The organism is Pseudomonas sp. NFACC05-1, from assembly GCF_900100135.1.
Taxonomy (GTDB): Bacteria; Pseudomonadota; Gammaproteobacteria; order Pseudomonadales; family Pseudomonadaceae; genus Aquipseudomonas; species Aquipseudomonas fluorescens_Q.
The window spans coordinates 85,359-112,265 of the sequence record NZ_FMTR01000014.1 but is presented as its reverse complement, the minus strand read 5'-3'; the positions used below and the strand labels follow the sequence as shown (position 1 = coordinate 112,265).

Here is a 26,907-nt window from a genome sequence, read left to right as displayed (position 1 = left end):
CGCGAAGAAGTTGCTGCCTGTACGCGATAGCCGGTTAAACCTGTCCTACAGTTTTGCCGTGCGGTGCCGTTAATACAGCTAACCACGCCAATAACACCTACAAGAGTGAACAGCATGCGCCTGAGCCTGAAGGCTAAAGTCCTGTCCCTTGCGATACTGCCGGTATTGCTGTCCGCCGTGATCATCAGCCTGACCACGGCTTTCATCTTGAAGGAGCAAGCTAGCAAAGAGGTCCAGCAGACCCGCGAACGCCTGCTCAGCGAGGCCAAGGCCACGCTGCAGAACTATGTGGCAGTGGGCCTGACCGCCATCAAGCCGCTCTACGATGCCGCTGCGCCTGGCGATAATGAAGCGCGTGCCCAGGCGATCAAGCTGCTGTCGAACATCAGCTACGGCAAGGACGGCTATTTCTTCGGCTACGACTCCGAGACCATTCGTCTGTTCAAGGCCAACAGCCCCGATGGCGTTGGCAAGAGTTTCAAGGACAACCGCGACCCGAACGGTGTCTACGTCAACCGCGACCTGGTGAAAGTCGCCAAGGACGGAACGCATTATCTGGAATACAGCTCGCCACTGCCCGGCAGCCAGGACTTGGTGCCCAAGCTCGGCTACACCGAGTACCTGTCCAAGTGGGATCTGGCAGTCGGTAGCTCGGTCAACCTGGACGGCATCGAGGCCCAGGTGGCCCTGGTGGAAGCCAAGGTCCACGATCGTGTACAAGGCGTGATATTGAGCATTGTCGGGATCGCCGCCGTGGTGTTGCTGGTGATCGCGGTCGTGGGCCTGTTGCTGGCCAATGCGATCCTGCGTCCCCTGCACCTGATGAAAGACAACCTCGACGACATCGCCGCGGGCGAGGGCGACCTGACCCGTCGGCTGACCATCACCAGCCAGGACGAGCTCGGCCAACTGGCCGGTTCGTTCAACCGCTTCGTCGACAAGATCCACGGCCTGGTGCGGCAGATCACCGACATGACCTCGCAACTGACCGGGCTGGTGACGCAAGTCTCCGAGCAGGCCCAGCGCTCCGAACAGGCCATGGAACGCCAGCGCCACGAAACCGACCAGGTCGCCACGGCGATCAACGAGATGTCCTCGGCGGCCCAGGAAGTCGCCCGCAGCGCCCAGGGTGCCGCCGTCGCGGCCCAGCAGACCGACGAGGAAGGACAATCGGCCAAGCGTGTGGTGGCCGGCAGCATCCAGCAGATTCATGCGTTGGTGAACGATATCCGCAGCAGCGGCGTGTCCCTGGACAGCCTGCAGCAGGACGTGGCCTCGATCGTCAGCGTGCTCGGAGTGATTCGTTCGATTGCCGAACAGACCAACCTGCTGGCCCTCAACGCCGCCATCGAGGCCGCACGTGCTGGCGAGGCAGGGCGTGGGTTTGCCGTGGTGGCCGATGAAGTACGGGCCCTGGCCAGCCGGACCCAGCAGAGCACCCAGGAAATCCAGGGCATGATCGATCGCCTGCAATCAGGCACCCACGCGGCGGTGGAAGCGATGCGCCGTTCCAGTGAGGCCGGCGACGGCACCTCGGAACGGGCCAACGAGGCGGGCGCCTCCCTGGACACCATGGCGCAACTGATCGGCACCATCAACTCGATGAACGCCCAGATCGCCAGCGCTGCCGAAGAACAGACCGCGGTGGCCGAGGAAATCAACCGCAGCGTGCATCAGATCGCCGTGGCCGTGGACAGCGTCGCCGACGAAACCCAACTCGGCGCCCAGACCTCCCGCAGCCTGGCTGACCTGGGCCAGCGCCTGGGCAAGCTGGTGGGGCAGTTCCGGATCTGATCCCATCGCAGCAGGAGCTGCCGAAGGCTGCGATCTTTTGCTCTCGATCCAGATGTTTTCACCCGGGCAACCGGGTCTTATCGAGAAAGAAGGATCGCAGCCTTCGGCAGTTCCTGCCGGGTAAGTGGCGAGGGAGCTTGCTCCCGCTGGGTTGCGAAGCAACCCTGGAACCAGGCACCTCGGTGTAACGGGCTGATCACCTTTTTGGGGCTGCTCCGCAGCCCAGCGGGAGCAAGCTCCCTCGCCACATTGCCACATTGCCACATTGCCACATTGCCACATTGCCACATTGCCACATTGCCATAATCAGGCAGGCAACTCGCGCACATCGCGCATCAACAACCCAAACCGCAGGTCCACCGCATCCGGGATGGGCAGGTACACCACGTGTCCATCCCCCGGTGCCACCTCGATGCCCTGGCCTTTGGCATTCTGCAACTGATGCAGGTCGAAGTGGAAATTGCCCTTGGGGGTCATCAGTTCCATGTGATCCCCCAGGCCAAAGCGGTTCTTCACCCGCACTTCGGCCAGGCGTTCGCGCCGTTCGCCGGTCAGTTCGCCGACGAACTGCTGGCGCTCCGACACCGAGCTGCCGTTCTGGTAGTTCTGGTATTCGTCGTGCACGTGGCGCCTCAGAAAACCTTCGGTGTAGCCGCGCTGGGCCAGGGACTCCAGGTCGGTCATCAGGCCACGATCGAATTCCCGGCCGGCCACCGCGTCATCGATAGCCCGGCGATACACCTGGGTGGTGCGCGCGCAATAGAAGTGCGACTTGGTCCGGCCTTCGATCTTCAGCGAGTGCACGCCCATGCGCGCCAGGCGCTCGACGTGTTGTACGGCGCGCAGGTCCTTGGCATTCATGATGTAGGTGCCGTGTTCGTCCTCGAAGGCCGGCATGGATTCTTCCGGGCGGTTGGCTTCCTGGAGCAAAAACACTTGGTCGGTGGGCGCGCCGAGGCCCAGGGTCGGCTCGGGCTGATAGCTCTGCACAATGTCGCCCACGGTATTTTCCACCGCCGGTTGTGCCGCATATTTCCAGCGACAGGCATTGGTGCAACTACCCTGGTTGGCGTCGCGCTTGTTCAAATAGCCGGACAGCAGGCAGCGCCCGGAATAAGCCATGCACAGCGCTCCGTGGACGAACACTTCCAGTTCCATGGCCGGCACCTGCTCGCGGATCTCGGCGATTTCCTCCAGGGACAGTTCCCGGGACAGGATGATCCGGCTCAAGCCCTGCTGCTGCCAGAACTCGACGCTCGCCCAGTTCACCGTGTTGGCCTGCACCGACAGGTGAATCGGCATCTGGGGGAAGTGCCGGCGCACCAGCATGATCAGCCCCGGGTCGGACATGATCAGCGCGTCCGGCGCCATGGCGATCACCGGTTCAAGGTCTTTGAGGAAGGTGCGCAGCTTGGCGTTGTGCGGGGCAATGTTCACCACCACGTAGAAGCGCTTGCCCATGGCCTGGGCCTCGGCAATACCCAAGGCCAGATTCGCATGGTCGAACTCGTTGTTGCGCACCCGCAGGCTGTAGCGCGGCTGGCCGGCATACACCGCATCGGCACCGTAGGCGAAGGCATAGCGCATGTTTTTCAGGGTACCGGCGGGAGCCAGCAGTTCGGGGGCGGCGAGGGTCATGATGGCGTCGGATCGCAAAAGGCGGCGAGGGTAGCCCATGGTCGGCCAGGCCTTATTGATCTGAATCAATGCACGGCGCAAACGAGAAGGCACTCCCACGAGTCCTGGCTGACTAATGTTTATCCCGCCTTAGGACATGGAAAGCTGATGAATCGAAAGATGCTGCAAAACAAAGCCCAGATGCTGCTCCTGGTGTTGGTCACCATCGCGTTCATCTGGATTCTGCTGCCGTTTTACGGCGCGGTGTTCTGGGCGGTGATCCTGGGCATCGTCTTTGCGCCGATGCAGCGCCGCCTGCAGTTGAAATTCGGCTGGCACCGCAATGTCACCGCGCTGTTCACGTTGAGCATCTGTGTGGTCAGCGCGATCTTGCCGGTGATCATCATCAGCACGTTGTTGGTCCAGGAAGGCGCGGCGCTGTACAAGAGCCTGGAAAGCGGAGAACTGGACATTGCCGATTACCTGGCCCGTTTCAAGGATGCCTTGCCGCCGTACTTTCAGCACCTGCTGGACCGCTTCGGCCTGGGCAACCTGAACGGCTTGCGCGACAAGATCGTCAGGAGCGCGATGCAGGGCAGCGAGTTCTTCGCCACCCAGGCCTTCAGTTTCGGGCAGGGCACCTTTCAGTTCATGGTCAGCTTCTTCGTGATGATCTACCTGCTGTTCTTCTTTCTGCGCGACGGCGCGGAGCTGGTGCGCAAGGTGCGCATGGCCATTCCCTTGGCGGAACACCAAAAGCGCCGCCTGCAGCTGAAGTTCAATCGAGTGGTGCGCGCCACGGTGAAAGGCAACCTGCTGGTCGCCATCAGCCAGGGGGCGCTGGGTGGGCTGATCTTCTGGGTCCTGGGGATTCCGACGGTGTTGCCCTGGGCGGTGCTGATGGCGTTCCTGTCGTTGTTGCCAGCGGTGGGGGCGGGCCTCGTCTGGGCGCCAGTGGCGGTGTATTTCCTGCTTTCCGGGGCGATCTGGCAGGGCGTGGTGCTGACGCTGTTCGGGGTGTTCGTGATCGGCCTGGTGGACAATTTCCTGCGCCCGATCCTGGTGGGCAAGGACACCAAGATGCCCGACTACATGGTGCTGGTCTCGACATTGGGCGGGCTGGCGGTGTTCGGGCTCAATGGCTTCGTGATCGGGCCGCTGATCGCCGCGCTGTTCATGTCGAGTTGGGCCCTGTTCGTCGAAACCACGCCGCGGGTGCAGTTGCCCTAGGCGCTCAGCAGGTACGGGCCGATGCGTTGCGACAGGGCCTGGGCGGCGGGCAGTGAAGTCAGCGGGCCGCTGATGGTCACGCCGTCTTGCACCAGATACCAGCAGGCCAGCAACCCGAGCTCCCGGAGTGGGGCAGGGACGGCGCTGCCAATGACAGACATGATTTGAACCTTGGGCATGGGACACCTCCATCAATCGATGGGGGTTACCTTACGACTCAGTGGGGGTAACGAAAAATCAACCGGCTCAATAGTAGGAATCGATGCCGCTCAATCGACGACCAGATCGAGCATGTGCACCACTTCCTGCTCGTTGAGCAGGCCCTTGCGCACCAGGTTTTCCGCCAACAGGGAAAGGAACTTGGCGCTGCGGTGGCCTTCGAGTTGCTTGAGTTCGGTCAGCACGTTGTACACCTTGCTTGAGGTGCACAGGCCGACGATGCGATGGGGGTTTTGTGTGGGCATACCTTCGTCCTTGTTCTTATGAAGCTGTTGTTGGCGGACAGAGCCAGTTTGCGGCCCTGTCATGACGCTCACGTGACAGCTTGGGTTGTTGGAAAAAAGAAAGCAGGATTCAGACCATAATGCCTTTTTGGCGCCGGATTATTGTTCCTGTAGCGACCTCGGCAAGTCTTTTCAACCAGCTGCGCTTTATTTTTCCCACAAAAAAGCCCCTGAACCTTTCGATTCAGGGGCTTGATTGCTTGCTATCTGGCTCCACGACCTGGACTCGAACCAGGGACCCAGTGATTAACAGTCACTTGCTCTACCAACTGAGCTATCGCGGAATGGCGCGTATGTTACTGATTGGAAAAGAGAAGTCAAGCGTCCATTGGCGGGCGGCGCATTCCTGGTGCCCTTTGATGGTCAATCAACGATTGGCAGTTACCGTCAGGGCAGGAGAGGACTACCATGGTCGCCCGGAAGTGGCAGGATGCGCTGCCGGCCATTCGCCGACATTAAGGTACGCGCCATGAACCACCTGTTACCTCTTCTCAGTGCCCGCCGCGCCGAGGTGCTCTTGTGAGTACCGCCCAGATCAGCTTGCCCAAGGGTGTGGGGCCTCATGCCGAGAAACTGTACGACGCCATCACCCAGGCCAGCACGGCTGAGGAATTGAACCGTGCCGGGGGCAAGGCCGAGGGTTTTGTCCTGGGGCTGGAAAGTACCAAGGCGATCAAGAGCCAGGTGGCCGAGTCGCTGTACGTCGTGTACGACGATGCGGCGAGCCAGCGGGCGACGGAGTTGTAGTCCTGGAGGCTTTTTGTGGCGAGGGAGCTTGCTCCCGCTGGGCTGCGTAGCAGCCCCAGGAAATGCTTGAGCCAATCAGTCTGACACACCGCGGTGGCTGGCTTTAGGGCCGCTTCGCAGCCCAGCGGGAGCAAGCTCCCTCGCCACGGGTCGGTGTGCGGGCTCAAAAAAAACGGGAAGCCATGGCTTCCCGTTCTTCATTACAGAGACCTTCAGATCACCTGGACGATGGCCTTGGTCACCGCATCGATGTTGTTCTGGTTCAGCGCGGCCACGCAGATGCGGCCGGTGTCCAGGGCATAGATGCCGAACTCGTTGCGCAGGCGCGTCACTTGTTCAACGGTCAGGCCGGAGTAGGAGAACATCCCGCTCTGGCGTGCGACGAAGCTGAAGTCGTGGTGCGGGGCGGCCTTGGCCAGCATGTCCACCATCTGGATGCGCATGCCGCGAATGCGCAGGCGCATTTCGGCCAGCTCGGCTTCCCACTGGGCCCGCAGTTCCGGGCTGTTGAGCACGGCGGCGACGATGCTGGCGCCGTGGGTCGGTGGGTTGGAGTAGTTGGTGCGGATCACGCGCTTGACCTGGGACAGCACGCGGGCACTTTCTTCTTTCGATTCGCTGACGATCGACAGGGCGCCGACGCGCTCGCCGTACAGGGAGAACGACTTGGAGAACGAGCTGGAGGCAAAGAAGGTCAGGCCCGACTCGGCGAACAGGCGCACGGCCGCCGCGTCTTCGTCGATACCGGCGCCAAAGCCCTGGTAGGCCATGTCCAGGAACGGAACGTGGTTCTTGGCCTTGACCACGGCCAGCACGTTTTTCCAGTCTTCCGGGCTCAGGTCCACGCCGGTCGGGTTGTGGCAGCAGGCGTGCAGCACAACGATCGAGCGGTCGGGCAGGGCGTTGAGGTCTTCCAGCAGGCCGCTGCGGTTCACGTCGTGGGTGGCGGCGTCGTAGTAGCGATAGTTCTGCACCGGGAAACCAGCGGTTTCGAACAGGGCGCGGTGGTTTTCCCAGCTTGGGTCGCTGATGGCGACGACGGCGTCAGGCAGCAGTTGCTTGAGGAAGTCGGCACCGATCTTCAGTGCGCCGGTGCCGCCCACGGCCTGGGTGGTGATGACGCGACCGGAGGCGATCAGCGGCGAATCCTTGCCGAACAGCAAGGTCTGCACGGCCTGGTCGTAGGCGGCAATGCCGTCGATCGGCAAGTAGCCACGGGAAACGTGCTGAGCCACGCGAGCCGTCTCGGCCTCGACAACGGCGCGCAGGAGTGGAATACGCCCCTCTTCATTGCAGTAAACACCTACACCCAGGTTGACCTTGTTGGTACGGGTGTCGGCGTTGAAAGCTTCGTTGAGGCCCAGGATGGGGTCGCGGGGTGCCAATTCGACAGCGGAAAACAGGCTCATTATTGCGCGGCTCTAATGGAGAGTGAGGGGAGGTGTGGCGCTCCAGCCGAATGCACTAGAGCGGTGCACAAACGGGGAGCTAGTATAGAGGCCATCACTCGGCACGGCGACAGGCGATTCGGCTTTCAGGCTAAGTTTTTTCGATTTTTTTCGACCGTTAGTCCTTTCGCCGCGTCAAAGTCTTCAAGGCGTGTAGGACGTTCGTCTTGAAAGCGAAGGCATTCACCTCCACATTGTGTGCATCCCAGCTTTTTCCTCGGGCGACACCCGTCGTTTCGGTCTTTCTCGTTCCTGTCGGCTGGCCGACAGGGGTGAATCCAGAGGTTATGTCATGTCTGAATTCCAGCTAGTCACCCGCTTCCAGCCCGCCGGCGATCAGCCGGAAGCCATCCGCCTGATGGTCGAAGGCATCGAGGCCGGGCTGGCGCACCAGACGTTGCTCGGTGTGACCGGTTCGGGCAAGACCTTCAGCATCGCCAACGTGATCGCCCAGATTCAGCGCCCGACCCTGGTACTGGCGCCGAACAAGACCCTGGCGGCGCAGCTGTACGGCGAGTTCAAGGCGTTTTTCCCGAATAACGCCGTGGAATACTTCGTTTCCTACTACGACTACTACCAGCCCGAGGCCTACGTGCCGTCGTCGGACACCTTCATCGAGAAGGATGCCTCGATCAACGATCACATCGAACAGATGCGACTGTCGGCGACCAAGGCCTTGCTCGAGCGCAAGGACGCGATCATCGTCACCACGGTGTCGTGCATCTACGGCCTGGGCAGCCCGGAAACGTACTTGAAGATGGTACTGCACGTGGACCGTGGCGACAAACTCGACCAACGCGCCTTGCTGCGGCGCCTGGCGGACTTGCAGTACACCCGCAACGACATGGATTTCGCCCGGGCGACGTTCCGGGTGCGTGGCGATGTGATCGACATCTACCCGGCGGAATCGGACCTGGAAGCGATTCGCATCGAGCTGTTCGACGATGAAGTGGAGAGCCTCTCGGCGTTCGACCCGCTGACCGGTGAAGTGATCCGCAAGTTGCCACGCTTCACGTTCTACCCCAAGAGCCACTATGTGACGCCCCGGGAAACCCTGCTGGACGCCATTGAAGGGATCAAGGTCGAGTTGCAGGAGCGCCTGGAATACCTGCGTTCGAACAACAAGCTGGTGGAAGCCCAGCGTCTGGAGCAGCGGACCCGGTTCGACCTGGAGATGATCCTGGAGCTGGGCTACTGCAACGGCATCGAAAACTACTCGCGCTACCTGTCGGGCCGTCCGGCGGGCGCGCCACCCCCCACCTTGTATGACTACCTGCCAGCCGATGCCCTGCTGGTCATCGACGAGTCCCACGTCAGCGTGCCCCAGGTCGGCGCCATGTACAAGGGCGACCGTTCGCGCAAGGAAACCCTGGTGGAATACGGTTTCCGCCTGCCCTCGGCGCTGGACAACCGGCCGATGCGCTTCGACGAATGGGAAAGCGTCAGTCCGCAGACGATTTTTGTCTCGGCCACGCCCGGCAACTACGAAGCCGAGCATGCCGGGCGGGTGGTCGAGCAAGTGGTGCGACCGACCGGGCTGGTGGACCCGCAAGTCGAAGTGCGCCCGGCGCTGACCCAGGTGGACGACCTGCTCTCGGAAATCTCCAAGCGCGTGGCGCTGGAAGAGCGAGTGCTGGTCACCACGCTGACCAAGCGCATGGCCGAAGACCTTACCGACTACCTGGCCGACCACGGCGTGCGGGTGCGTTACCTGCACTCGGACATCGACACGGTGGAGCGGGTCGAGATCATTCGCGACCTGCGCCTGGGCACTTTCGATGTGTTGGTGGGGATCAACCTGCTGCGCGAAGGCCTGGACATGCCGGAAGTGTCGCTGGTGGCGATTCTCGACGCCGACAAGGAAGGTTTCCTGCGTTCCGAGCGTTCGTTGATCCAGACCATTGGTCGTGCGGCACGTAACCTCAATGGCCGGGCGATTCTGTATGCCGACCGCATCACCGGCTCCATGGAGCGGGCCATCGGCGAGACCGAGCGCCGTCGCGACAAGCAGATCGCCTTCAACCTGGCCAACGGCATTACCCCCAAAGGCGTGTTCAAGGACGTCGCCGACATCATGGAGGGCGCCACCGTGCCCGGCTCGCGCAGCAAGAAGCGCAAGGGCATGGCCAAGGCGGCCGAAGAGAGCGCTCGTTACGAGGCCGAACTGCGCTCGCCGAGCGAAATCACCAAGCGCATCCGGCAGTTGGAAGAGAAGATGTACCAGTTGGCCCGGGACCTGGAGTTCGAGGCGGCGGCGCAGTTGCGCGATGAGATTGGCAAGTTGCGCGAGCGTTTGCTGGTTGTCTGAGGTTGTGTGGCGACCTTAAGGGCGTCATCGCGAGCAAGCTCGCCCCCACAGTTCGATCGAGTCGCCCAATGATCCTTTGTGGGAGTGGGCTTGCTCGCGATGGGGGCGATTCGGTCTGACGACTGGCGACACAAATCCCGCTCTCACTGGAGCCCGCCCGCCATCGCCTGTTACCATTCGCCCCCTGTTTGATCTTCGCTTTTATATTCTTTCCGAGACATGCCATGACCACCGTCCGCACCCGCATCGCGCCTTCGCCCACTGGCGATCCCCATGTCGGCACCGCCTACATCGCTTTGTTCAACTATTGCTTTGCCAAGCAGCATGGCGGCGAGTTCATTCTGCGGATCGAGGACACCGACCAGTTGCGTTCGACCCGCGAGTCCGAACAGCAGATCTTCGACGCCCTGCGCTGGTTGGGGATCGACTGGAGCGAAGGCCCGGACGTCGGCGGCCCGCACGGTCCGTATCGCCAGAGCGAGCGTGGTGACATCTACCAGCAGTATTGCCAGCAACTGGTGGACATGGGGCATGCGTTCCCGTGTTTCTGCACCGCCGAAGAGCTGGACCAGATGCGCGCCGAGCAAATGGCCCGTGGCGAAACCCCGCGCTACGACGGCCGGGCGCTGCTGCTGTCCAAGGAAGAAGTCGCTCGTCGCCTGGCGGCTGGCGAGCCTCATGTGATCCGCATGAAGGTGCCAACCGAAGGCGTCTGCGTGGTGCCGGACATGCTGCGTGGCGATGTCGAGATCCCGTGGGATCGCATGGACATGCAAGTGCTGATGAAGACCGACGGCCTGCCGACGTACTTCCTGGCCAACGTGGTCGACGATCACTTGATGGGCATCACCCACGTGTTGCGCGGTGAAGAATGGCTGCCGTCGGCGCCGAAACTGATCCTGCTCTACGAATACTTCGGCTGGGAGCAACCACAGCTGTGCTACATGCCGCTGCTGCGTAACCCGGACAAGAGCAAGCTGTCCAAGCGCAAGAACCCGACCTCGGTGACGTTCTACGAGCGCATGGGCTTCATGCCCGAGGCGATGCTCAACTACCTGGGACGCATGGGCTGGTCGATGCCGGACGAGCGCGAGAAGTTCTCGCTGCAGGAAATGGTCGAGCATTTCGATCTGTCGCGCGTGTCCCTGGGCGGGCCGATCTTCGACGTCGAGAAACTGTCGTGGCTCAACGGCCAGTGGCTGCGGGACCTGCCGGTGGAGGAGTTCGCCGCACGTGTGCAGAAGTGGGCATTGAACCCTGCGTACATGATGAAGATCGCTCCTCATGTGCAGGGCAGGGTAGAGACCTTCAGTCAGATCGCCCCGCTGGCCGGTTTCTTCTTCGCCGGCGGCGTGACGCCGGATGCGAAGTTGTTCGAATCCAAGAAGCTTTCGGGCGACCAGGTGCGCCAGTTGATGCAACTGATCCTGTGGAAGCTCGAAAGCCTGCGTCAGTGGGAGAAGGACAGCATCACCGCGACCATCCAGGCCGTGGTCGAATCGCTGGAGTTGAAACTGCGCGATGCCATGCCGCTGATGTTCGCCGCCATTACTGGCCAGGCCAGTTCGGTGTCGGTGCTCGATGCGATGGAAATCCTCGGGCCGGACCTGACCCGTTTCCGCCTGCGCCAGGCCATCGATCTGCTCGGTGGTGTGTCGAAGAAGGAAAACAAGGAGTGGGAAAAACTGCTGGGCGCGATCGCATAAGCGTTCAATGAGGCAGGACATACCCCGGTTTTCCGGGGTTTGTCGGTAAGTGATTGTTATCCCGGCAAAAAATTTTCAAATTTGTTGAAAATAAATTTGACAGCCCTCCGATACGCCCTTAAGATTCGCCCCGTCCTCAGCGATGAGGGGCTATAGCTCAGCTGGGAGAGCGCTTGCATGGCATGCAAGAGGTCGACGGTTCGATCCCGTCTAGCTCCACCAATTTACACTTCAGGGCCTGGCCACACCGGTCTTGAAGCGATCAACACTCAGCGTTGATCAGTTGTATAGAAGGGTTTGCGTCCCCTTCGTCTAGTGGCCTAGGACACCGCCCTTTCACGGCGGTAACAGGGGTTCGAGTCCCCTAGGGGACGCCAGTTTTACAGAAGCGATGTTGCAAGATGTCGCTCCGCCGCGAGGCGAAAAATCCGGGGCTATAGCTCAGCTGGGAGAGCGCTTGCATGGCATGCAAGAGGTCGACGGTTCGATCCCGTCTAGCTCCACCAATTACAGGTTCAAGGTCTGGCCACACGGTCCTTGAATCGATCAGTTCTCAGCACTGATCAAGTCAGAAGGTTTGTGTCCCCTTCGTCTAGTGGCCTAGGACACCGCCCTTTCACGGCGGTAACAGGGGTTCGAGTCCCCTAGGGGACGCCACGATTACCCGCTCTGCGGGATTTTATAAGGGTCATTCAATTCTTGAATGGCCCTTTTGTTTGTCTGGCGTTCGGCCAATTCCCTTGTCCTTGAAAATAGACTTCTGACCGGCGGTCAAAATTTCCGCTTGCGGAAAATTATTATAGGAATAATATTTCAATCGTAATATTCGGAGGCGACGATGAGCGATAAAAAGGCACAAACCCGTGAACGCATTCTCAAGGCCGCCAGCGACGCGCTGATCCAGCGTGGGCCGGCTGAGCCGAGCGTGGGCGAGGTGATGGGCGCGGCCGGCCTGACGGTGGGCGGTTTTTATGCCCATTTCGAAAGCAAGGATGCCTTGATGCTGGAGGCATTCAAGCACTTGCTCAGCCGGCGTCGCGGCCTGATCGCCGACATGGACGGCGAGCTGACAGGCGAAGAGCGGCGCGCCCTGGTGGCGGCGTTCTATCTGTCGCGCAAGCACCGCGATTCCACCGAAAACGCTTGTCCGATCCCGGCGTCGGTCGGCGAGCTCGGCCGGCTGCCGGATGCGTTCCGTGAGGTCCTCAATGAGCATATCGAGCTGATGACCGCGCAATTGGCGGCCAGCCCGGAAGACGCCGACAAAGTCTTGGCCGACATTGCCTTGATGGTGGGTGGCCTGGCCCTGGCACGGGCATTGGGCCCGGGAGAGTTGTCGGATCGTTTGCTGCGCGCCGCCAAGTCGGCGGTGCGATGAGCTAAGGCGCAAGCCCTGGAGATGAGCGATGAACAGGTTGAGCTGGATTCGTAGCGTCAATGGCACGCTTGGTTGGGTGGCTCCGCGCCTGGTAGCGAAGAAGATGCGTGGGGTGTTCATGCAGCCCCGGAACCTGCCGCCCCGCGACTGGGAGTTGCCGCTGCTGGCCAGTTCTGAGCGCATCACCTTGCGTTTCGGTCTGTCGGCGTTACGTTGGGGCAGGGGCCCGGTCGTCCTGCTGATGCACGGCTGGGAAGGGCGGCCCACTCAGTTCGGGGCGTTGATCACTGCGTTGGTGGACGCCGGCTACATGGTGGTGGCGCTGGATGGCCCGGCCCATGGTCGCTCTCCTGGTCGCGAGGCGAATGTCTTGCTGTTCGCCAGGGCCATGCTTGAAGCAGCGGCTGAATTACCGCCGCTGCAAGCCGTGATCGGGCATTCCATGGGCGGTGCCAGTGCCATGCTGGCGGTTCAGTTGGGGTTGCGTACCGAGACCCTGGTCAGTGTTGCCGCGCCCGGCCGCATTCTTGGCGTGTTGCGCGGGTTCGCCCGGATCATGGGGTTGCCACCCAAGGCACGTTCGGCCTTCATTCGCGAAGTGGAGCGTGACGTCGGCATGCGGGCCGCAAAGATGGACGTCTCCCACTACCAGCTGGATCTGCCCGGGCTGATCGTCCATGCCGAGGACGACACATTCGTCTCGGTCAAGGAATCGCAACTGATCCACGAAGCCTGGTTCGACAGCCGCTTGCTGCGATTGCCCGAGGGTGGGCACCAGCGGGTGCTGGCCGATCCTCGTGTCATTGATGGGGTGTTATCACTGCTGGCCGGGCGCAGCCTGCAAGCGCGGCAATCGGCTTGATCATCCGTTACACTGCCCCGATCCACATTCAACCGGGAGAGGGGCATGGGCTGGGATCGCGCAACACCGTTCATTATTGATCTTCAGGTAAATGCCGAAGACATCGACGGGCTGGGGCACGCCAACAACGCGGTGTACGTTACCTGGCTCGAGCGCTGTGCCTGGCGTCATTCCCAGCGCCTGGGGCTGGATCTGGTGGAGTACCGGCGCCTCGACCGGGCCATGGCAGTGGTGCGGCATGAAATCGATTACCTGGCAGCCGCCTATGAAGGCGACGAGTTGCAATTGGCGACCTGGATCGTCGACTGGGACCAGCGGTTGAAGATGACCCGGCATTTCCAGCTGATTCGGCCAAGCGACAACACCACGTTGCTGCGGGCCCAGACCACCTTCGTTTGCATCGAACTGTCCACTGGCCGGCCCAAGCGTATGCCGCAGGAATTCATCGAGGGTTATGGTCCCGCCCTGGAACCGTCCGGCATCCTCGTGGGCTGATCCACCGCCATCGCGAGCAAGCTCAGCTCCCACAGGGATTGATGGTGAATTCCGATGTCATGGGCAAAATCCGGTAAACTGCCGCACGTTTTTTCCTTGAGTGTGTCTTTTTCATGCAAATTGCCCTGGCGCCCATGGAGGGGTTGGTCGACAACATCCTGCGGGATGTCCTGACCCGTGTTGGCGGGATCGACTGGTGTGTCACCGAGTTCATCCGTGTCAACGACCGCCTGCTCACGCCGGCCTATTTCCATAAGCTCGCCCCTGAGTTGCTGACCGGTGCCCAGACGGCTGCCGGCGTGCCGTTGCGGGTGCAGTTGCTCGGTTCCGATCCGGTGTGCCTGGCGGAAAACGCGGCGTTGGCGTGCGAGTTGGGTTCCCAGGTTATCGATCTGAACTTCGGTTGCCCGGCCAAGACCGTGAACAAATCCCGGGGTGGGGCGGTGTTGCTCAAGGAACCGGAGTTGCTCAACCAGATCGTCGAACACGTGCGCCGCGCGGTGCCCAGGCATATCCCCGTTACCGCCAAGATGCGCCTGGGTTTCGATAGCCCGGACGGCGCGCTGGTGTGTGCCACGGCGCTGGCCGAAGGTGGCGCGGCGCATATCGTGGTGCATGCGCGGACCAAGGTCGACGGCTACAAGCCTCCGGCCCACTGGGAGTGGATTCCGCGGGTGCAGGAAGTGGTCAAGGTGCCGGTGTTCGCCAACGGCGATATCTGGAGCGTGGACGACTGGCGCCGTTGCCGCGAAATCAGCGGTGTCGAAGACATCATGCTCGGTCGCGGTCTCGTTTCCCGTCCTGACCTGGCCCGGCAGATCGCCGCCGCTCGAGCCGGTGAGGAGGTGGTCGAGATGTCCTGGGTCGAACTGCAGCCGATGCTCCACGACTTCTGGGTGCAAGTGGTCGAGCAGCTGACACCGCGCCAGGCCCCGGGCCGGTTGAAGCAGTGGCTGGCGATGCTGACTCGCAATTACCCCGAAGCGGTGGCGCTGTTTAGCGCTTTGCGCCGGGAAACCGACCTGGACGCGGTGGGCCATTTGCTGGGTGTGCAGCGCACCGAAGCGGCCTGAAAAAAATTTCAGAAAAAGCTCTTGAAAAGTTTTTGGCGGTCCCTAGATAAGGGTTACGCGATGCCGAATTCGGGTCGCGGAGACAAAAAAACTTGCTGAATTTTTCAGGAGATTTGAATCATGAGTACTGCATTTTCGCTGGCCCCTCTGTTCCGTTCCTCGGTAGGTTTCGACCGTTTCAATGACTTGTTCGAAACCGCCCTGCGCAACGAGCCGGGCAGCAGCTATCCACCCTACAACGTGGAAAAACATGGTGATGACGAGTACCGCATCGTGGTCGCCGCCGCCGGGTTCCAGGAAGAAGACCTGGACCTGCAAGTGGAAAAAGGTGTGCTGACCATCAGTGGTGGCAAACGTGAAGCCAGTAACGACAGCGTCACCTACCTGCACCAGGGCATCGCCCAGCGTGCGTTCAAGCTGTCCTTCCGGTTGGCCGACCATATCGAGATCAAGTCCGCCGGCCTGCGTAACGGTCTGTTGAGCATCGACCTGCTGCGAGTGGTTCCGGAAGAGGCGAAAGCCAAGCGCATCCCGATCAACGGTGCGCAGCAGCAACCCGCGCTGCAAAACTGATGCATCGCAACTGAAGAAGGGCGCCAGATGGCGCCCTTTTTCATATTTGTACCTGTGGCGAGGGAGCTTGCTCCCGTTGGACTGCGCAGCAGTCCCAATCAATTGTCGAGGTACAGTCGACCGCTTTGTAGGGCTGCTGCGCAGCCCAGCGGGAGCAAGCTCCCTCGCCACAACATCGCCTGGCTCGGCTTTCTCATATTCCTTTCTATGGCAACAACCGCTCAAACGCCTCCAGCGGCAGCGGTCGGCTATGCAAATAACCCTGGTATAGATGGCAATCGAGCCCTTGCAGGAAGTGCAATTGCTCCAGGGTCTCCACGCCTTCGGCAATCATGATCAGGTTGAGGCTGCGGGCCATGGCGACGATGGCGCGGATGATTTCGGCGTCGTTGGGGTCGCTGGTGGCGTCGCGCACGAATGACTGGTCGATTTTCAGCGTGTCCACCGGCAGGCGCTTGAGGTAGGTCAGCGACGAATAACCGGTGCCGAAATCATCCATGGCGAAGCTCACCCCCAGTTTCTTGAGCCGGCGCATCTTGGCAATGGTGTCGTCCAGGTTCTGGATCACGATGCCTTCGGTGATCTCCAGTTTCAGCAGGGAGAAGGGCAGGCCATGAGTGATGAGGCTATTTTCGATGCGTTCGACAAAGTCGCTCTGGCGGAATTGCCGTGGGCTGATGTTCACGCACAGGCTGAATTGCTGGGGATCGATCTTGCCCTTGGCGATCAGTTGCTTGAAGCCGTCGCAGGCTTCATCGAGGATCCAGGTCCCGACTTCCAGGATCAGGCCACTGTCCTCCAGCACTTTGATGAATTCGTTAGGCGATTGGGCGCCCAGGTCCGGGTGGTGCCAGCGCACCAGGGCTTCGGCGCCGATGATGCGGTTGTCCCGGGCATCGACCTGGGGCTGGAAATGCACGCTGAACTCGCCACGGGCCAGGGCAAGGCGCAGGTCGGTCTCCATGCGCAGCCGTTCGCTGGCGGCTTTTTGCATGGTGGTGTGGAACATCTGCGAGGTGTTGCGCCCTGAGTCCTTGGCGCGGTACAGCGCAATGTCGGCGCGCTTGAGCAAATCGGTGGGTGTGGAGCCGTGGTCGGGAATCAGCGCCATACCGATGCTCGGCGTGACCTGTAGTCGTTGGCCATCGAGGAACATCGGCTCCGAGAGCAATTCGCGCAGGGTGTTGGCCAGGGTCTGCACTTGCTTGCTGACATCGCTGCGTGAGCCTTCCAGGCCGCTGAGCAGCACCACGAACTCATCGCCACCCAGCCGTGCGACGGTGTCTTCCAGGCGCACGCTGGCCTCCAGGCGTGCGGTGATGATCTTCAGCACGGTGTCGCCCACCGGGTGACCGAGGGAGTCGTTGATGTGCTTGAAGTGATCCAGATCGAGAAACAGCAGGGCGCCGCGCAAGTTGTGGCGCTTGAGCAGGGCGATCTGCTGGCTCAGCCGGTCCATCAGCAAGGCGCGGTTGGGCAGGTTGGTCAGCGGGTCGTGGTAGGCCAGGTGGCGGATCTGGGCTTCGGCATTGCGCAGCAGGCTCACGTCCCGGGCGGTCAGCAGCAGGCACGCCGTTTCATTGAGGGTGATGGGCTCGACCGAGACCTCCACGGTAAGGATTTCCCCCCGTTTATTGCGCCCGAGCATCTCCTGGTGAACGACGCGGCCCTTGAGTCGCAGCTCGGCCAGCAAGGCGGCTCGCTGTTTTTCTTCGGCCCAGATTCCCACTTCGTAGACGGTGTGCCCGATCACTTCGTCGGCGCGGTAGCCGGTCAGCCGGCAGAAGCCGTCGTTGACCTCAAGGTAGCGACCGCTTTCGAGCTCGGTGATGGTGATGGCGTCGGGGCTGGAATGAAACGCCTTGGCGAATTTCTCTTCACTGGCCTTGAGGGCGGCTTCGGAGCGTTGTTGCTGCGTGATGTCCCGCAAGGTCGTGACGATGCAGGGCTGGTTGCCGACGTTGATTTGCCGGCTGGAAATCACACAGGTCAATGGCTGGCCGTTCTTATGGTGAACGACGATGGCGACATTGTTCAGCGATTGTTCGCGGATCACCCGTTCGATGCGTTGCAGGCTGCTGCCCGAGGCATCCCATAGGCCGATTTCGTCGGCGTCGAGACCAATCACGTCGCTGGCGGTCCAGCCGAAGGTCTGGGTGAAACTGGAATTGATCTCAAGGAACCGGCCGCTGTCCTGGTGAGTGACGCAGATGGGGTCGGGGCTGACCTGGAATAGTGTGGCGAATTTTTCCTCCGAGGCGGCCAGGCTCTGTTCGCGCTCCACCTGGTCGGTGATGTCGAGCAAGGTGCCGGCCATGCGCAAGGGGCTGCCGTCGTCGTTGCGGTAGAGGCGGGCGCGGCTTTCCAGGTAGCGCGAGCTGCCGTCCGGCAGTTGCACGCGGTAGGTCAACTGATAGTTGCCCGCCGGGCCTTCGCGCAGGCTGCGATAGGCATTGCGCATGTTGTTGCGTTCTTCAGTGGGGACGCCTTCGAAAAACGCATCGAACGATTCGTGGAACGGCTTGGGCTCCAGGCCATGGAGCTGCGCGGCCCGGGCCGAGCCGTAGAGCATGCCGCTGGGAATGTGCCAGTCCCAGGTGCCCAGTTGCGCCGAGTCAAGGGCCAGGTCCAGGCGTTCCTGGCTGTCCTTGAGGGCCTGTTCGGCGAGTTTGCGCTCGGTGGTGTCGAGGAAGGTACTCAACAGGTAGGGCTGGCCCTCCAGCTCGACTTTCTGTGCGCTGAGCAGGCCGGTGTGGATCTGGCCGTTGCTGGCCCGCAGTTCCACCTCCATGCTCGCCAGTTCGCCCCTGGCCTTGATGACCTCCAACAGTTTTACCCGTTGCCCGGGGTCGACCCACAGGCCCAGTTCCAGGGTGGTCCGGCCAATCACATCGTGCAGCGGCCAGCCGAACAGGCTTTCGAAATACTGGTTGGCCTCGCTGATCATCCCGTCTTCCTGGCGGGTCAGCAACACCATGTTCGGGCTCAGGTGGAACAGCGTGGCAAAGCGCTTTTCCGAACTGCGCAGCGCCTGTTCCCGCTCGCGCTGATGGGTGATTTCGCGGATCACCCCGATCATGCGCGGGCGCCCATGTTTGTCGGGCAGCACGCTGCCGCTGATCTCCAGCCAGTGCAGGCTGCCATCGGGCCAGACGATGCGGTGGTGCATGGCCTGTTCCAGCGGCGCTCCGGCCACTGCTGCGTGAAAGGCGCGCACGGCCCGGGCCCGGTCTTCGGGTAGTAACAGGTCCAGATAATCCACATCCGCTGGCAATGGCTGGCGCGGATCGAAGCCGAACAGCGCCTGGGTGCCCCGGGACCAGCTGATCTGTCCGCTGTCGATGTCCCACGACCAGGCCCCCAGCCGTGCACCGTTCAGGGCGGCCAGCAACTGCTGCGCGCTGTCCCAGCTTTGTTCGGACCGTTTCGGGTCGAGCGCCTGGATGCGTGGCAAGGGCGGAAGGTGGTCAGCGGGTTTGGGCATTATCTCGCGAGCCTTGAGCGGGTTTGGGCATAAAGCACAAGCGTTCGGGCCCTACAGGCGCGGCACAACCTATGCCCTTGTCCCTGGCAAATCGATTTGTGCGTCCAGTAAGGCCATGAAAGCCCGTGCGGCATTCGATAGCGTCCGTTCGGTGTGCAAGATATAGCCTAGCTGGCGACTGAGTTGTATGCCCGGCAAAGGAATGCGCGCCACCTGTTCGTCGAGCATGGTGCGCGGCAAGACGCTCCAGGCCAGGCCGATGGAGACCATCATTTTTATGGTTTCCAGGTAATTCGTGCTCATGGCGATGTTCGGCGTCAGGCCCTGGGCTTCGAACAGCCGTTGCACGATGTGATGGGTAAACGTGTTGCCCCCCGGGAAAACCGCTGGATGCAAGGCAACGTCCGCCAGGCTGACCGCGCCGTTTTCCAGCAGCGCATGCTCCGGGGCGACCACGAAATCCAGGGGATCGTCCCACACTGGCTTGGCCCGTACCAGCGTATGGGGTTCGGGGGCGAGGGTGATGACGGCCAGTTCCGCCCGACCATGGAGGATTTCTTCGTAGGCCACTTCCGAATCCAGAAACTGGATATCCAGCGCCACCTGGGGGTAGCGTCGGGTGAATTCCCGCAATAACGGCGGCAGGCGGTGCAGGCCTATGTGGTGGCTGGTGGCGAGCGTCAGGCGCCCGGTCACTTCGCCGGTCAGGTTGGTCAGGGCGCGGCGGGTGTCGTCCAGCACGTTGAGGATCTGATAGGCCCGTGGCAGCAGGGCCCGGCCCGCCTCGGTCAGGCCCACTTCACGACCGAGACGGTCGAACAGGCGTACCTTGAGCTGTTGCTCAAGGCCGGCAATACGCTTGCTGATGGCCGGCTGGGTCAGGTGCAAGCGTTCGCCGGCGCCGGAGAAACTGCCCGTCTCGGCGATGGCTATAAAGGCATTGAGGTTGGCGAGATCCATGGCGGTTCCGATTGAATTCCAGTTGGTTATGCAAAGTATGAAAAATATGAATTTGAGTTATTTAATGTAACCCCATAGGATCAGCCTCACAAGCCAAGGGGTTATTGATTCGCTCAGGACCCGGGGCATAGAAACAAGCTGATGAGGAAACCGTCTGATGGCCGGCAAAACGCTCTACGACAAGCTCTGGGATTCGCATTTGGTCAAGCAGCGCGACGATGGCTCGGCGCTGATCTATATCGATCGTCACATCATCCACGAAGTGACGTCGCCGCAAGCCTTCGAAGGCCTGCGCCTGGCCGGGCGCAAGCCTTGGCGCATCGATGCCAACATCGCGACCCCGGACCACAACGTACCGACCACGCCAGAGCGCAAGGGCGGCATCGAAGCCATTGCCGACCAGGTCTCGCGCCTGCAGGTCCAGACCCTCGACGATAACTGTGACGAATACGGCATCGTCGAATTCAAGATGAACGATGTGCGCCAAGGCATCGTCCACGTCATCGGCCCGGAGCAGGGCGCGACCTTGCCTGGCATGACCGTGGTCTGCGGTGACTCGCACACCTCGACCCACGGTGCTTTCGGCGCCCTGGCCCATGGCATCGGCACCTCCGAGGTGGAGCATGTGCTTGCCACCCAGTGCCTGGTCGCCAAGAAAATGAAGAACATGCTGGTGCGCGTGGAAGGCAAGTTGCCGTTCGGCGTGACCGCCAAGGACATCGTCCTGGCCGTGATCGGCAAGATCGGCACCGCCGGCGGTAACGGCCATGCCATCGAGTTCGCCGGCAGTGCGATCCGCGACTTGTCCGTCGAAGGCCGCATGACCATCTGCAACATGTCCATCGAGGCCGGTGCCCGCGTCGGCCTGGTGGCCGCCGATGAAAAAACCGTGGAATACGTCAAGGGCCGTCCGTTCGCCCCGAAAGGCGCCGAATGGGACATGGCGGTCGAGGCCTGGAAAGACCTGGTCTCCGATGCCGATGCCAAGTTCGACACCGTGGTCGAGCTCGACGCAACGCAGATCAAGCCGCAAGTCAGCTGGGGCACTTCGCCTGAGATGGTGTTGGCGGTGGACCAGAACGTACCGGATCCGGCCAAGGAAATGGACCTGGTCAAGCGCGACTCCATCGTCCGCGCCTTGAAATACATGGGCTTGAGCGCCAACCAGGCGATCACTGATATTCAGCTCGACCGCGTATTCATCGGCTCCTGCACCAACTCGCGGATCGAAGACCTGCGCGCTGCGGCGGTGATCGCCAAGGGCCGCAAAGTCGCCTCGACCATCAAGCAGGCCATCGTGGTACCGGGCTCGGGCCTGGTGAAGGCCCAGGCGGAAGCGGAAGGGCTGGACAAGATTTTCCTTGAAGCCGGTTTCGAATGGCGGGAGCCGGGCTGCTCCATGTGCCTGGCGATGAACCCGGACCGTTTGGAGTCGGGCGAACATTGCGCCTCCACCTCCAACCGTAACTTCGAAGGCCGTCAGGGCGCCGGTGGCCGTACGCACCTGGTGAGCCCGGCCATGGCCGCGGCGGCGGCTGTCAACGGCCGTTTCGTCGACGTCCGCGAATTGATCTGAAGGAGCGCAGCATGAAAGCTTTTACCCAGCACACCGGTCTTGTCGCGCCTTTGGATCGTGCCAACGTCGACACCGACCAGATCATTCCCAAGCAGTTCCTGAAGTCCATCAAGCGCACCGGCTTCGGCCCGAACCTGTTCGACGAGTGGCGCTACCTGGATGTCGGCCAGCCGTACCAGGACAACTCCAAGCGGCCATTGAACAAGGATTTCGTGCTCAACGCCGAGCGTTACCAAGGCGCCAGCGTGCTGCTGGCCCGTGAGAACTTCGGCTGCGGTTCCAGTCGTGAGCACGCGCCATGGGCCCTGGAAGAGTACGGTTTCCGCAGCATCATCGCGCCGAGCTATGCCGACATTTTCTTCAACAACAGCTTCAAGAACGGTTTGCTGCCGATCATCCTCAGCGATGCTGACGTGGATGAGCTGTTCCAGCAGGTCGAGGCCAACCCGGGCTATCAGTTGCAGATCGACCTGGCCGCCCAGACCGTGACCCGTCCCGACGGCAAGGTGCTGGGTTTCGAGATCGACGCGTTCCGCAAGCATTGCCTGCTCAACGGCCTGGACGATATCGGCCTGACTTTGCAGGACGGCGAGGCGATTGCTGCGTTCGAGGCCAAGCACCGGGCGAGCCAGCCTTGGTTGTTTCGCGATGCTTGATTTTGCGTAAGGCGTAAAGACACCATCGCGAGCAAGCTCGCTCCCACATTGGATTTGCGGCGTTCACAAAGCCCCCGTGGGAGCGAGCTTGCTCGCGATGGGGCCGGCCCAGGCAAGACAAAACCACAAGGACATCCCATGACCAGCACCGCCCACAGTCAGGTTGTACAAAAGCAATTCGGTGAACAGGCCTCGGCCTATCTGAGCAGTGCCGTGCACGCCCAGGGTGCTGAATTCGCGCTGCTACAAGCTGCATTGGCCGGTCGTGGCGATGCGCGGGTGCTGGACCTGGGGTGCGGTGCCGGCCATGTGAGTTTCCACGTGGCGCCGCTGGCCGGTGAAGTGGTGGCTTATGATTTGTCCCAGCAGATGCTCGACGTGGTTGCCACGGCGGCTGCCGAGCGTGGCCTGGGTAATATCGGCACGGTACGGGGCGCCGCCGAGCACCTGCCGTTCGCCGACGCTGAGTTCGACTTCGTGTTCAGCCGCTATTCGGCGCATCATTGGAGCGATCTGGGCCTGGCGTTGCGGGAAGTGCGCCGAGTGCTCAAGCCGGGCGGGGTGGCGGCGTTCATCGATGTCCAGTCGCCTGGCGCGCCGTTGCTGGACACGTACCTGCAAAGCGTCGAAGTGCTGCGTGACACCAGCCATGTGCGCGATTATTCGGCCGGTGAGTGGTTGCGGCAGGTCAGCGAGGCGGGGCTGTACACCCGCAGTACTTCGCGTCAGCGCCTGCGCCTGGAGTACCGCTCGTGGGTCGAGCGCATGCGTACCCCCGAGGTGATGCGGGCGGCGATTCTCCAACTGCAGCGCTCGATGGGCGACGAAGTGCGTGAATATTTTCAGATTGAGGCCGATGGTTCGTTCAGTACAGATGTACTGGTGCTGTGGGCCGAGCGATAGCATTTTTCCCGGCCCGCCAGGGACACAAAGCCTGGCGCGCCGATAGCGCAAACGAGGAACGCATGAGCAAGCAGATTCTGATTCTCCCCGGTGACGGTATTGGCCCGGAAATCATGGCCGAAGCGGTCAAGGTCCTGGAGCTGGCAAACGACAAGTATGGCCTGGGCTTCGAACTCAGCCACGACGTGATCGGCGGCGCCGCCATCGACAAGCACGGCGTGCCCCTGGCCGATGAAACCCTGGACCGTGCCCGTGCAGCCGATGCCGTGCTGTTGGGTGCCGTGGGCGGCCCGAAGTGGGACAAGATCGAACGCGACATCCGTCCTGAGCGCGGCCTGCTGAAGATTCGCGCGCAACTGGGCCTGTTCGGCAACCTGCGTCCGGCGATTCTTTATCCGCAACTGGCCGACGCCTCGAGCCTGAAACCGGAAATCGTCTCGGGCCTGGACATCCTCATCGTCCGCGAGTTGACCGGTGGTATCTATTTCGGCGCCCCGCGTGGCACCCGTGAGCTGGAAAATGGCGAGCGCCAGGCCTATGACACCCTGCCGTACAGCGAAAGCGAAATCCGCCGTATCGCCCGGGTCGGCTTCGACATGGCCCGCGTGCGTGGCAAGAAGCTGTGCTCGGTGGACAAGGCCAACGTACTGGCTTCCAGCCAACTGTGGCGTGAAGTGGTCGAGCAGGTGGCCAAGGATTACCCGGACATCGAACTGAGCCACATGTACGTCGACAACGCCGCCATGCAACTGGTGCGTGCGCCGAAGCAGTTCGACGTGATCGTCACCGACAACATGTTCGGCGACATCCTGTCCGACGAAGCGTCGATGCTCACTGGCTCCATCGGCATGCTGCCGTCGGCCTCCCTGGATGCCAACAACAAGGGCATGTACGAGCCGTGCCACGGTTCGGCGCCGGACATCGCCGGACAGGGCATTGCCAACCCGTTGGCGACCATCCTGTCGGTGTCGATGATGCTGCGCTACAGCTTCAACTTGAACGATGCCGCCGACGCGATCGAAAAAGCCGTCAGTGTGGTCCTGGACCAAGGCTTGCGCACCGGTGACATCTGGTCGCAAGGTTGTACCAAAGTCGGTACGCAGCAAATGGGCGATGCAGTAGTCGCCGCGCTGCGGAATCTGTAATCTTTCGGGCCCACCGCTCCGACGGTGGCCCACTTTTGTATAGGTGTAGTTGCGATGAAACGTGTAGGTCTGATCGGTTGGCGCGGCATGGTCGGTTCCGTGCTCATGCAGCGAATGCTGGAAGAGCAGGATTTCGATCTCATTGAGCCGGTGTTTTTCACCACTTCCAATGTCGGTGGCCAGGGCCCGTCCGTGGGCAAGGACATCGGTGCGCTCAAGGATGCCTACAGCATCGAAGAGCTCAAGACCCTCGACGTGATCCTGACCTGCCAGGGTGGCGACTACACCAGCGAAGTCTTCCCCAAGCTGCGTGAAGCCGGCTGGCAGGGTTACTGGATCGACGCCGCCTCCAGCCTGCGCATGCAGGATGACGCGGTGATCATCCTCGACCCGGTGAACCGCAAGGTCATCGACCAGCAGCTGGACGCGGGCACCAAGAACTACATCGGCGGCAACTGCACCGTCAGCCTGATGCTGATGGGCCTGGGCGGCCTGTTCGAAGCGGGTCTGGTGGAATGGATGAGCGCCATGACCTACCAGGCGGCGTCCGGTGCCGGCGCGCAGAACATGCGTGAGCTGATCAAGCAGATGGGCGCCACCCACGCCGCCGTCGCCGATGACCTGGCCAACCCGGCCAGCGCCATCCTCGACATCGACCGCAAGGTCGCCGAGGCGATGCGCAGCGATGCCTACCCGACCGAGAACTTCGGCGTACCGCTGGCCGGCAGCCTGATCCCCTGGATCGACAAGGAACTGCCTAACGGCCAGAGCCGCGAAGAGTGGAAGGCCCAGGCCGAAACCAACAAGATCCTCGGTCGCTTCAAGAGCCCGATCCCGGTGGACGGCATCTGCGTGCGCATCGGCGCCATGCGCTGCCACAGCCAGGCGCTGACCATCAAGCTGAACAAAGACGTGCCGATCGCCGACATCGAAGGGCTGATCAGCCAGCACAACCCTTGGGTCAAGCTGGTACCGAACAACCGCGAAATCAGCATGCAGGAGCTGAGCCCGACCAAGGTCACCGGCACCCTGAACGTACCGGTGGGCCGTCTGCGCAAACTGAACATGGGTTCGCAGTTCGTCGGTGCCTTCACCGTCGGCGACCAACTGCTGTGGGGCGCGGCCGAACCGCTGCGTCGCATGCTGCGGATCCTGCTCGAACGTTGATCGATTGCTGCTGTGAAAGAACCCGTGCCTTGTGAGAGGTGCGGGTTTTTTTATCTCGGTCGGGTGAGTGCCACAGGTTCTCTTGTGTTCAATTGCTTGCCCGCCAGCCACCCGGTAAAGTGCCGCTCCCCACGTTTTACCTGAGGTAGACCCATGAGCCAGTCCTTTGATATTGCCGTGATCGGCGCCACCGGTACTGTCGGCGAAACCCTCGTGCAGATTCTCGAAGAGCGGGACTTCCCGGTCGGCAACCTGCACCTGCTGGCCAGCAGCGAATCGGCAGGCAGCTCGGTGATGTTCCGCGGCAAAAACGTGCGGGTGCGCGAAGTCGACGAGTTCGATTTCAGCAAGGTCCAACTGGTGTTCTTCGCCGCTGGTCCGGCAGTGACCCTGAGTTTCGCCCCGCGGGCCACGGCGGCTGGCTGTGCGCTGATCGACCTGTCCGGGGCCTTGCCGCCTGAACAGGCCCCGCAGATCGTGCCGGAAGCCAATGCCCAGATGCTCGCCGGCTTGGGCAAGCCGTTGCAGGTCAGCAGCCCCAGCGCTTCGGCCACGGCCTTGGCGGTGGTGCTGGCGCCGCTGCGCGAATGCCTGGACTTGCAGCGCATCAGCCTGACCGCGAGCCTCGCTGTGTCGGCCCAGGGCCGCGTGGCGGTGAGCGAATTGGCGCGCCAGACCGCCGAGCTGCTCAACGCCCGTCCGCTGGAGCCGAAATTCTTTGATCGACAGATGGCGTTCAACCTGCTGGCTCAGGTCGGCACCCCTGACGAGCAGGGTCATACGCAACTGGAAAAGCGCCTGGTCCGCGAGTTGCGCCAGCTGCTGAATCAACCTTTGTTAAAGATTTCCGTAACTTGCATTCAAGCCCCGGTGTTTTTTGGCGATAGCTTTAGCGTGACTGTGCAGTCTGCGAGTCCCATCGACCTGGTCAAGGTCAACGCGGCGTTGGAAGCGGCACCCGGTATCGAGTTGGTGGATGCGGGCGATTATCCGACGGCGGTGGGCGATGCGGTGGGGCAGGATGTGGTCTACGTTGGTCGTGTGCGCGGTGGGATCGACGATCCGGCGGAACTAAATATGTGGCTGACGTCAGATAACGTGCGCAAGGGCGCGGCACTCAATGCCGTGCAGGTGGCTGAGTTGTTGATAAAAGACTTGCTGTAAAAGATACTTGGCATCAATTTGTCGAATGATTCTAGCTGGGCGCTATGCTTGGTCGGAGTGCTGAAGGCGAACATCCCTCTGGGCGACTTTCCCGGGGCATGAGTGAAATGATCGCGCG

General features: G+C 61.6%; 22 protein-coding genes, 5 tRNA genes and 1 pseudogene. 21 read left to right on the top strand and 7 right to left on the bottom strand.

The features are described from left to right. Positions 1–114: 114 nt before the first annotated feature. Together BLO97_RS32390 and BLO97_RS32385 are read left to right on the top strand one after the other, a co-directional pair. Positions 115–936, top strand: a pseudogene (locus tag BLO97_RS32390) (cache domain-containing protein); the annotation flags it as partial. Positions 937–972: 36 nt separating this feature from the next. Beyond that, positions 973–1,794: a methyl-accepting chemotaxis protein gene (locus BLO97_RS32385; RefSeq protein WP_371914218.1), complete on the top strand. Its 822-nt coding sequence runs from the start codon at positions 973–975 to the stop codon at positions 1,792–1,794. A gap of 306 nt (positions 1,795–2,100) precedes the next feature. On the opposite strand, the gene yegQ is transcribed toward BLO97_RS32385, so the two are convergent. Then, positions 2,101–3,432: a prephenate-dependent tRNA uridine(34) hydroxylase TrhP gene (gene yegQ / locus BLO97_RS20200; RefSeq protein ID WP_092149341.1), complete on the bottom strand. Its 1,332-nt coding sequence runs from the start codon at positions 3,430–3,432 to the stop codon at positions 2,101–2,103. Between the two features lie 147 nt (positions 3,433–3,579). On the opposite strand from yegQ, the gene BLO97_RS20195 reads away from it, so the two are divergent. Continuing rightward, the gene (locus tag BLO97_RS20195) at positions 3,580–4,641 is read left to right on the top strand and encodes an AI-2E family transporter (protein WP_092347648.1); all 1,062 of its coding nucleotides are present in this window, start codon (positions 3,580–3,582) and stop codon (positions 4,639–4,641) included. Here BLO97_RS20195 and BLO97_RS20190 read toward each other — a convergent pair. The 3 genes from BLO97_RS20190 to BLO97_RS20180 all read right to left on the bottom strand — a co-directional run bounded on the left by BLO97_RS20190 (position 4,638) and on the right by BLO97_RS20180 (position 5,428). Continuing rightward, on the bottom strand, positions 4,638–4,820 hold the full coding sequence (locus BLO97_RS20190) for a hypothetical protein (RefSeq protein ID WP_003203898.1): 183 nt from the start codon (positions 4,818–4,820) through the stop codon (positions 4,638–4,640). The two genes, BLO97_RS20195 and BLO97_RS20190, sit on opposite strands and share 4 nt — an antisense overlap. Before the next feature lie 90 nt (positions 4,821–4,910). Beyond that, on the bottom strand, positions 4,911–5,105 hold the full coding sequence (locus BLO97_RS20185; protein ID WP_003203896.1) for a hypothetical protein: 195 nt from the start codon (positions 5,103–5,105) through the stop codon (positions 4,911–4,913). A gap of 247 nt (positions 5,106–5,352) precedes the next feature. After that, positions 5,353–5,428: transfer RNA gene (locus BLO97_RS20180), tRNA-Asn, on the bottom strand. Between the two features lie 235 nt (positions 5,429–5,663). On the opposite strand from BLO97_RS20180, the gene BLO97_RS20175 reads away from it, so the two are divergent. After that, complete coding sequence (locus BLO97_RS20175; RefSeq protein ID WP_063320300.1) at positions 5,664–5,891, top strand: hypothetical protein; 228 nt, start codon at positions 5,664–5,666, stop codon at positions 5,889–5,891. A gap of 212 nt (positions 5,892–6,103) precedes the next feature. Here the strand turns inward: BLO97_RS20175 and BLO97_RS20170 are convergent, their stop codons facing one another. Further along, on the bottom strand, positions 6,104–7,300 hold the full coding sequence (locus BLO97_RS20170) for an amino acid aminotransferase (RefSeq protein WP_014337444.1): 1,197 nt from the start codon (positions 7,298–7,300) through the stop codon (positions 6,104–6,106). Between the two features lie 331 nt (positions 7,301–7,631). Between BLO97_RS20170 and uvrB the strand changes: the two genes are divergently transcribed. The 11 genes from uvrB to BLO97_RS20115 all read left to right on the top strand — a co-directional run bounded on the left by uvrB (position 7,632) and on the right by BLO97_RS20115 (position 15,734). After that, the gene (uvrB, locus tag BLO97_RS20165; protein ID WP_063320302.1) at positions 7,632–9,647 is read left to right on the top strand and encodes an excinuclease ABC subunit UvrB; all 2,016 of its coding nucleotides are present in this window, start codon (positions 7,632–7,634) and stop codon (positions 9,645–9,647) included. 224 nt (positions 9,648–9,871) lie between these two features. Continuing rightward, the gene (gene gltX / locus BLO97_RS20160; protein WP_092347645.1) at positions 9,872–11,353 is read left to right on the top strand and encodes a glutamate--tRNA ligase; all 1,482 of its coding nucleotides are present in this window, start codon (positions 9,872–9,874) and stop codon (positions 11,351–11,353) included. Positions 11,354–11,499: 146 nt separating this feature from the next. Further along, positions 11,500–11,575, top strand: a tRNA-Ala gene (locus BLO97_RS20155). Positions 11,576–11,654: 79 nt separating this feature from the next. Beyond that, positions 11,655–11,730: transfer RNA gene (locus BLO97_RS20150), tRNA-Glu, on the top strand. 53 nt (positions 11,731–11,783) lie between these two features. Then, positions 11,784–11,859: transfer RNA gene (locus BLO97_RS20145), tRNA-Ala, on the top strand. 75 nt (positions 11,860–11,934) lie between these two features. Continuing rightward, positions 11,935–12,010, top strand: a tRNA-Glu gene (locus BLO97_RS20140). Between the two features lie 181 nt (positions 12,011–12,191). Continuing rightward, entirely contained in the window at positions 12,192–12,731 is a 540-nt protein-coding gene (locus BLO97_RS20135) for a TetR/AcrR family transcriptional regulator (RefSeq protein ID WP_063320303.1), read from the top strand. 28 nt (positions 12,732–12,759) lie between these two features. Next, positions 12,760–13,593 (top strand): alpha/beta fold hydrolase, encoded by an 834-nt coding sequence (locus BLO97_RS20130; protein WP_092347642.1) that lies wholly within the window; start codon positions 12,760–12,762, stop codon positions 13,591–13,593. A gap of 45 nt (positions 13,594–13,638) precedes the next feature. Then, on the top strand, positions 13,639–14,088 hold the full coding sequence (locus tag BLO97_RS20125) for an acyl-CoA thioesterase (RefSeq protein WP_092149260.1): 450 nt from the start codon (positions 13,639–13,641) through the stop codon (positions 14,086–14,088). Between the two features lie 113 nt (positions 14,089–14,201). Then, positions 14,202–15,161 carry a tRNA dihydrouridine synthase gene (locus BLO97_RS20120; protein WP_063320306.1) on the top strand — a complete coding sequence of 320 codons (960 nt, stop codon included), beginning with the start codon at positions 14,202–14,204 and terminating at the stop codon, positions 15,159–15,161. A gap of 120 nt (positions 15,162–15,281) precedes the next feature. After that, positions 15,282–15,734 carry an Hsp20 family protein gene (locus BLO97_RS20115; RefSeq protein ID WP_063320307.1) on the top strand — a complete coding sequence of 151 codons (453 nt, stop codon included), beginning with the start codon at positions 15,282–15,284 and terminating at the stop codon, positions 15,732–15,734. A gap of 205 nt (positions 15,735–15,939) precedes the next feature. Here the strand turns inward: BLO97_RS20115 and BLO97_RS20110 are convergent, their stop codons facing one another. Together BLO97_RS20110 and BLO97_RS20105 are read right to left on the bottom strand one after the other, a co-directional pair. Next, positions 15,940–19,218, bottom strand: a complete 3,279-nt coding sequence (locus BLO97_RS20110) for a sensor domain-containing protein (protein ID WP_092347639.1) — start codon at positions 19,216–19,218, stop codon at positions 15,940–15,942. A gap of 69 nt (positions 19,219–19,287) precedes the next feature. After that, a complete protein-coding gene (locus BLO97_RS20105; RefSeq protein WP_092149266.1) occupies positions 19,288–20,178 on the bottom strand; it encodes a LysR family transcriptional regulator in 891 nt (296 codons plus the stop codon). Positions 20,179–20,335: 157 nt separating this feature from the next. Here BLO97_RS20105 and leuC point away from each other — a divergent pair, with 157 nt between their 5' ends. The 6 genes from leuC to BLO97_RS20075 all read left to right on the top strand — a co-directional run bounded on the left by leuC (position 20,336) and on the right by BLO97_RS20075 (position 26,789). Further along, positions 20,336–21,754 carry a 3-isopropylmalate dehydratase large subunit gene (gene leuC / locus BLO97_RS20100; RefSeq protein WP_092347636.1) on the top strand — a complete coding sequence of 473 codons (1,419 nt, stop codon included), beginning with the start codon at positions 20,336–20,338 and terminating at the stop codon, positions 21,752–21,754. A gap of 11 nt (positions 21,755–21,765) precedes the next feature. Next, positions 21,766–22,410, top strand: a complete 645-nt coding sequence (gene leuD / locus BLO97_RS20095; RefSeq protein WP_003203864.1) for a 3-isopropylmalate dehydratase small subunit — start codon at positions 21,766–21,768, stop codon at positions 22,408–22,410. 138 nt (positions 22,411–22,548) lie between these two features. Continuing rightward, positions 22,549–23,313, top strand: a complete 765-nt coding sequence (locus BLO97_RS20090) for a class I SAM-dependent methyltransferase (RefSeq protein ID WP_092347633.1) — start codon at positions 22,549–22,551, stop codon at positions 23,311–23,313. Between the two features lie 62 nt (positions 23,314–23,375). Next, positions 23,376–24,458, top strand: a complete 1,083-nt coding sequence (leuB, locus tag BLO97_RS20085; RefSeq protein ID WP_063320312.1) for a 3-isopropylmalate dehydrogenase — start codon at positions 23,376–23,378, stop codon at positions 24,456–24,458. A gap of 54 nt (positions 24,459–24,512) precedes the next feature. After that, the gene (gene asd / locus BLO97_RS20080; RefSeq protein ID WP_063320313.1) at positions 24,513–25,625 is read left to right on the top strand and encodes an aspartate-semialdehyde dehydrogenase; all 1,113 of its coding nucleotides are present in this window, start codon (positions 24,513–24,515) and stop codon (positions 25,623–25,625) included. Positions 25,626–25,778: 153 nt separating this feature from the next. Beyond that, the gene (locus BLO97_RS20075; RefSeq protein ID WP_092149275.1) at positions 25,779–26,789 is read left to right on the top strand and encodes an aspartate-semialdehyde dehydrogenase; all 1,011 of its coding nucleotides are present in this window, start codon (positions 25,779–25,781) and stop codon (positions 26,787–26,789) included. The last annotated feature ends 118 nt before the right edge of the window (positions 26,790–26,907 follow it).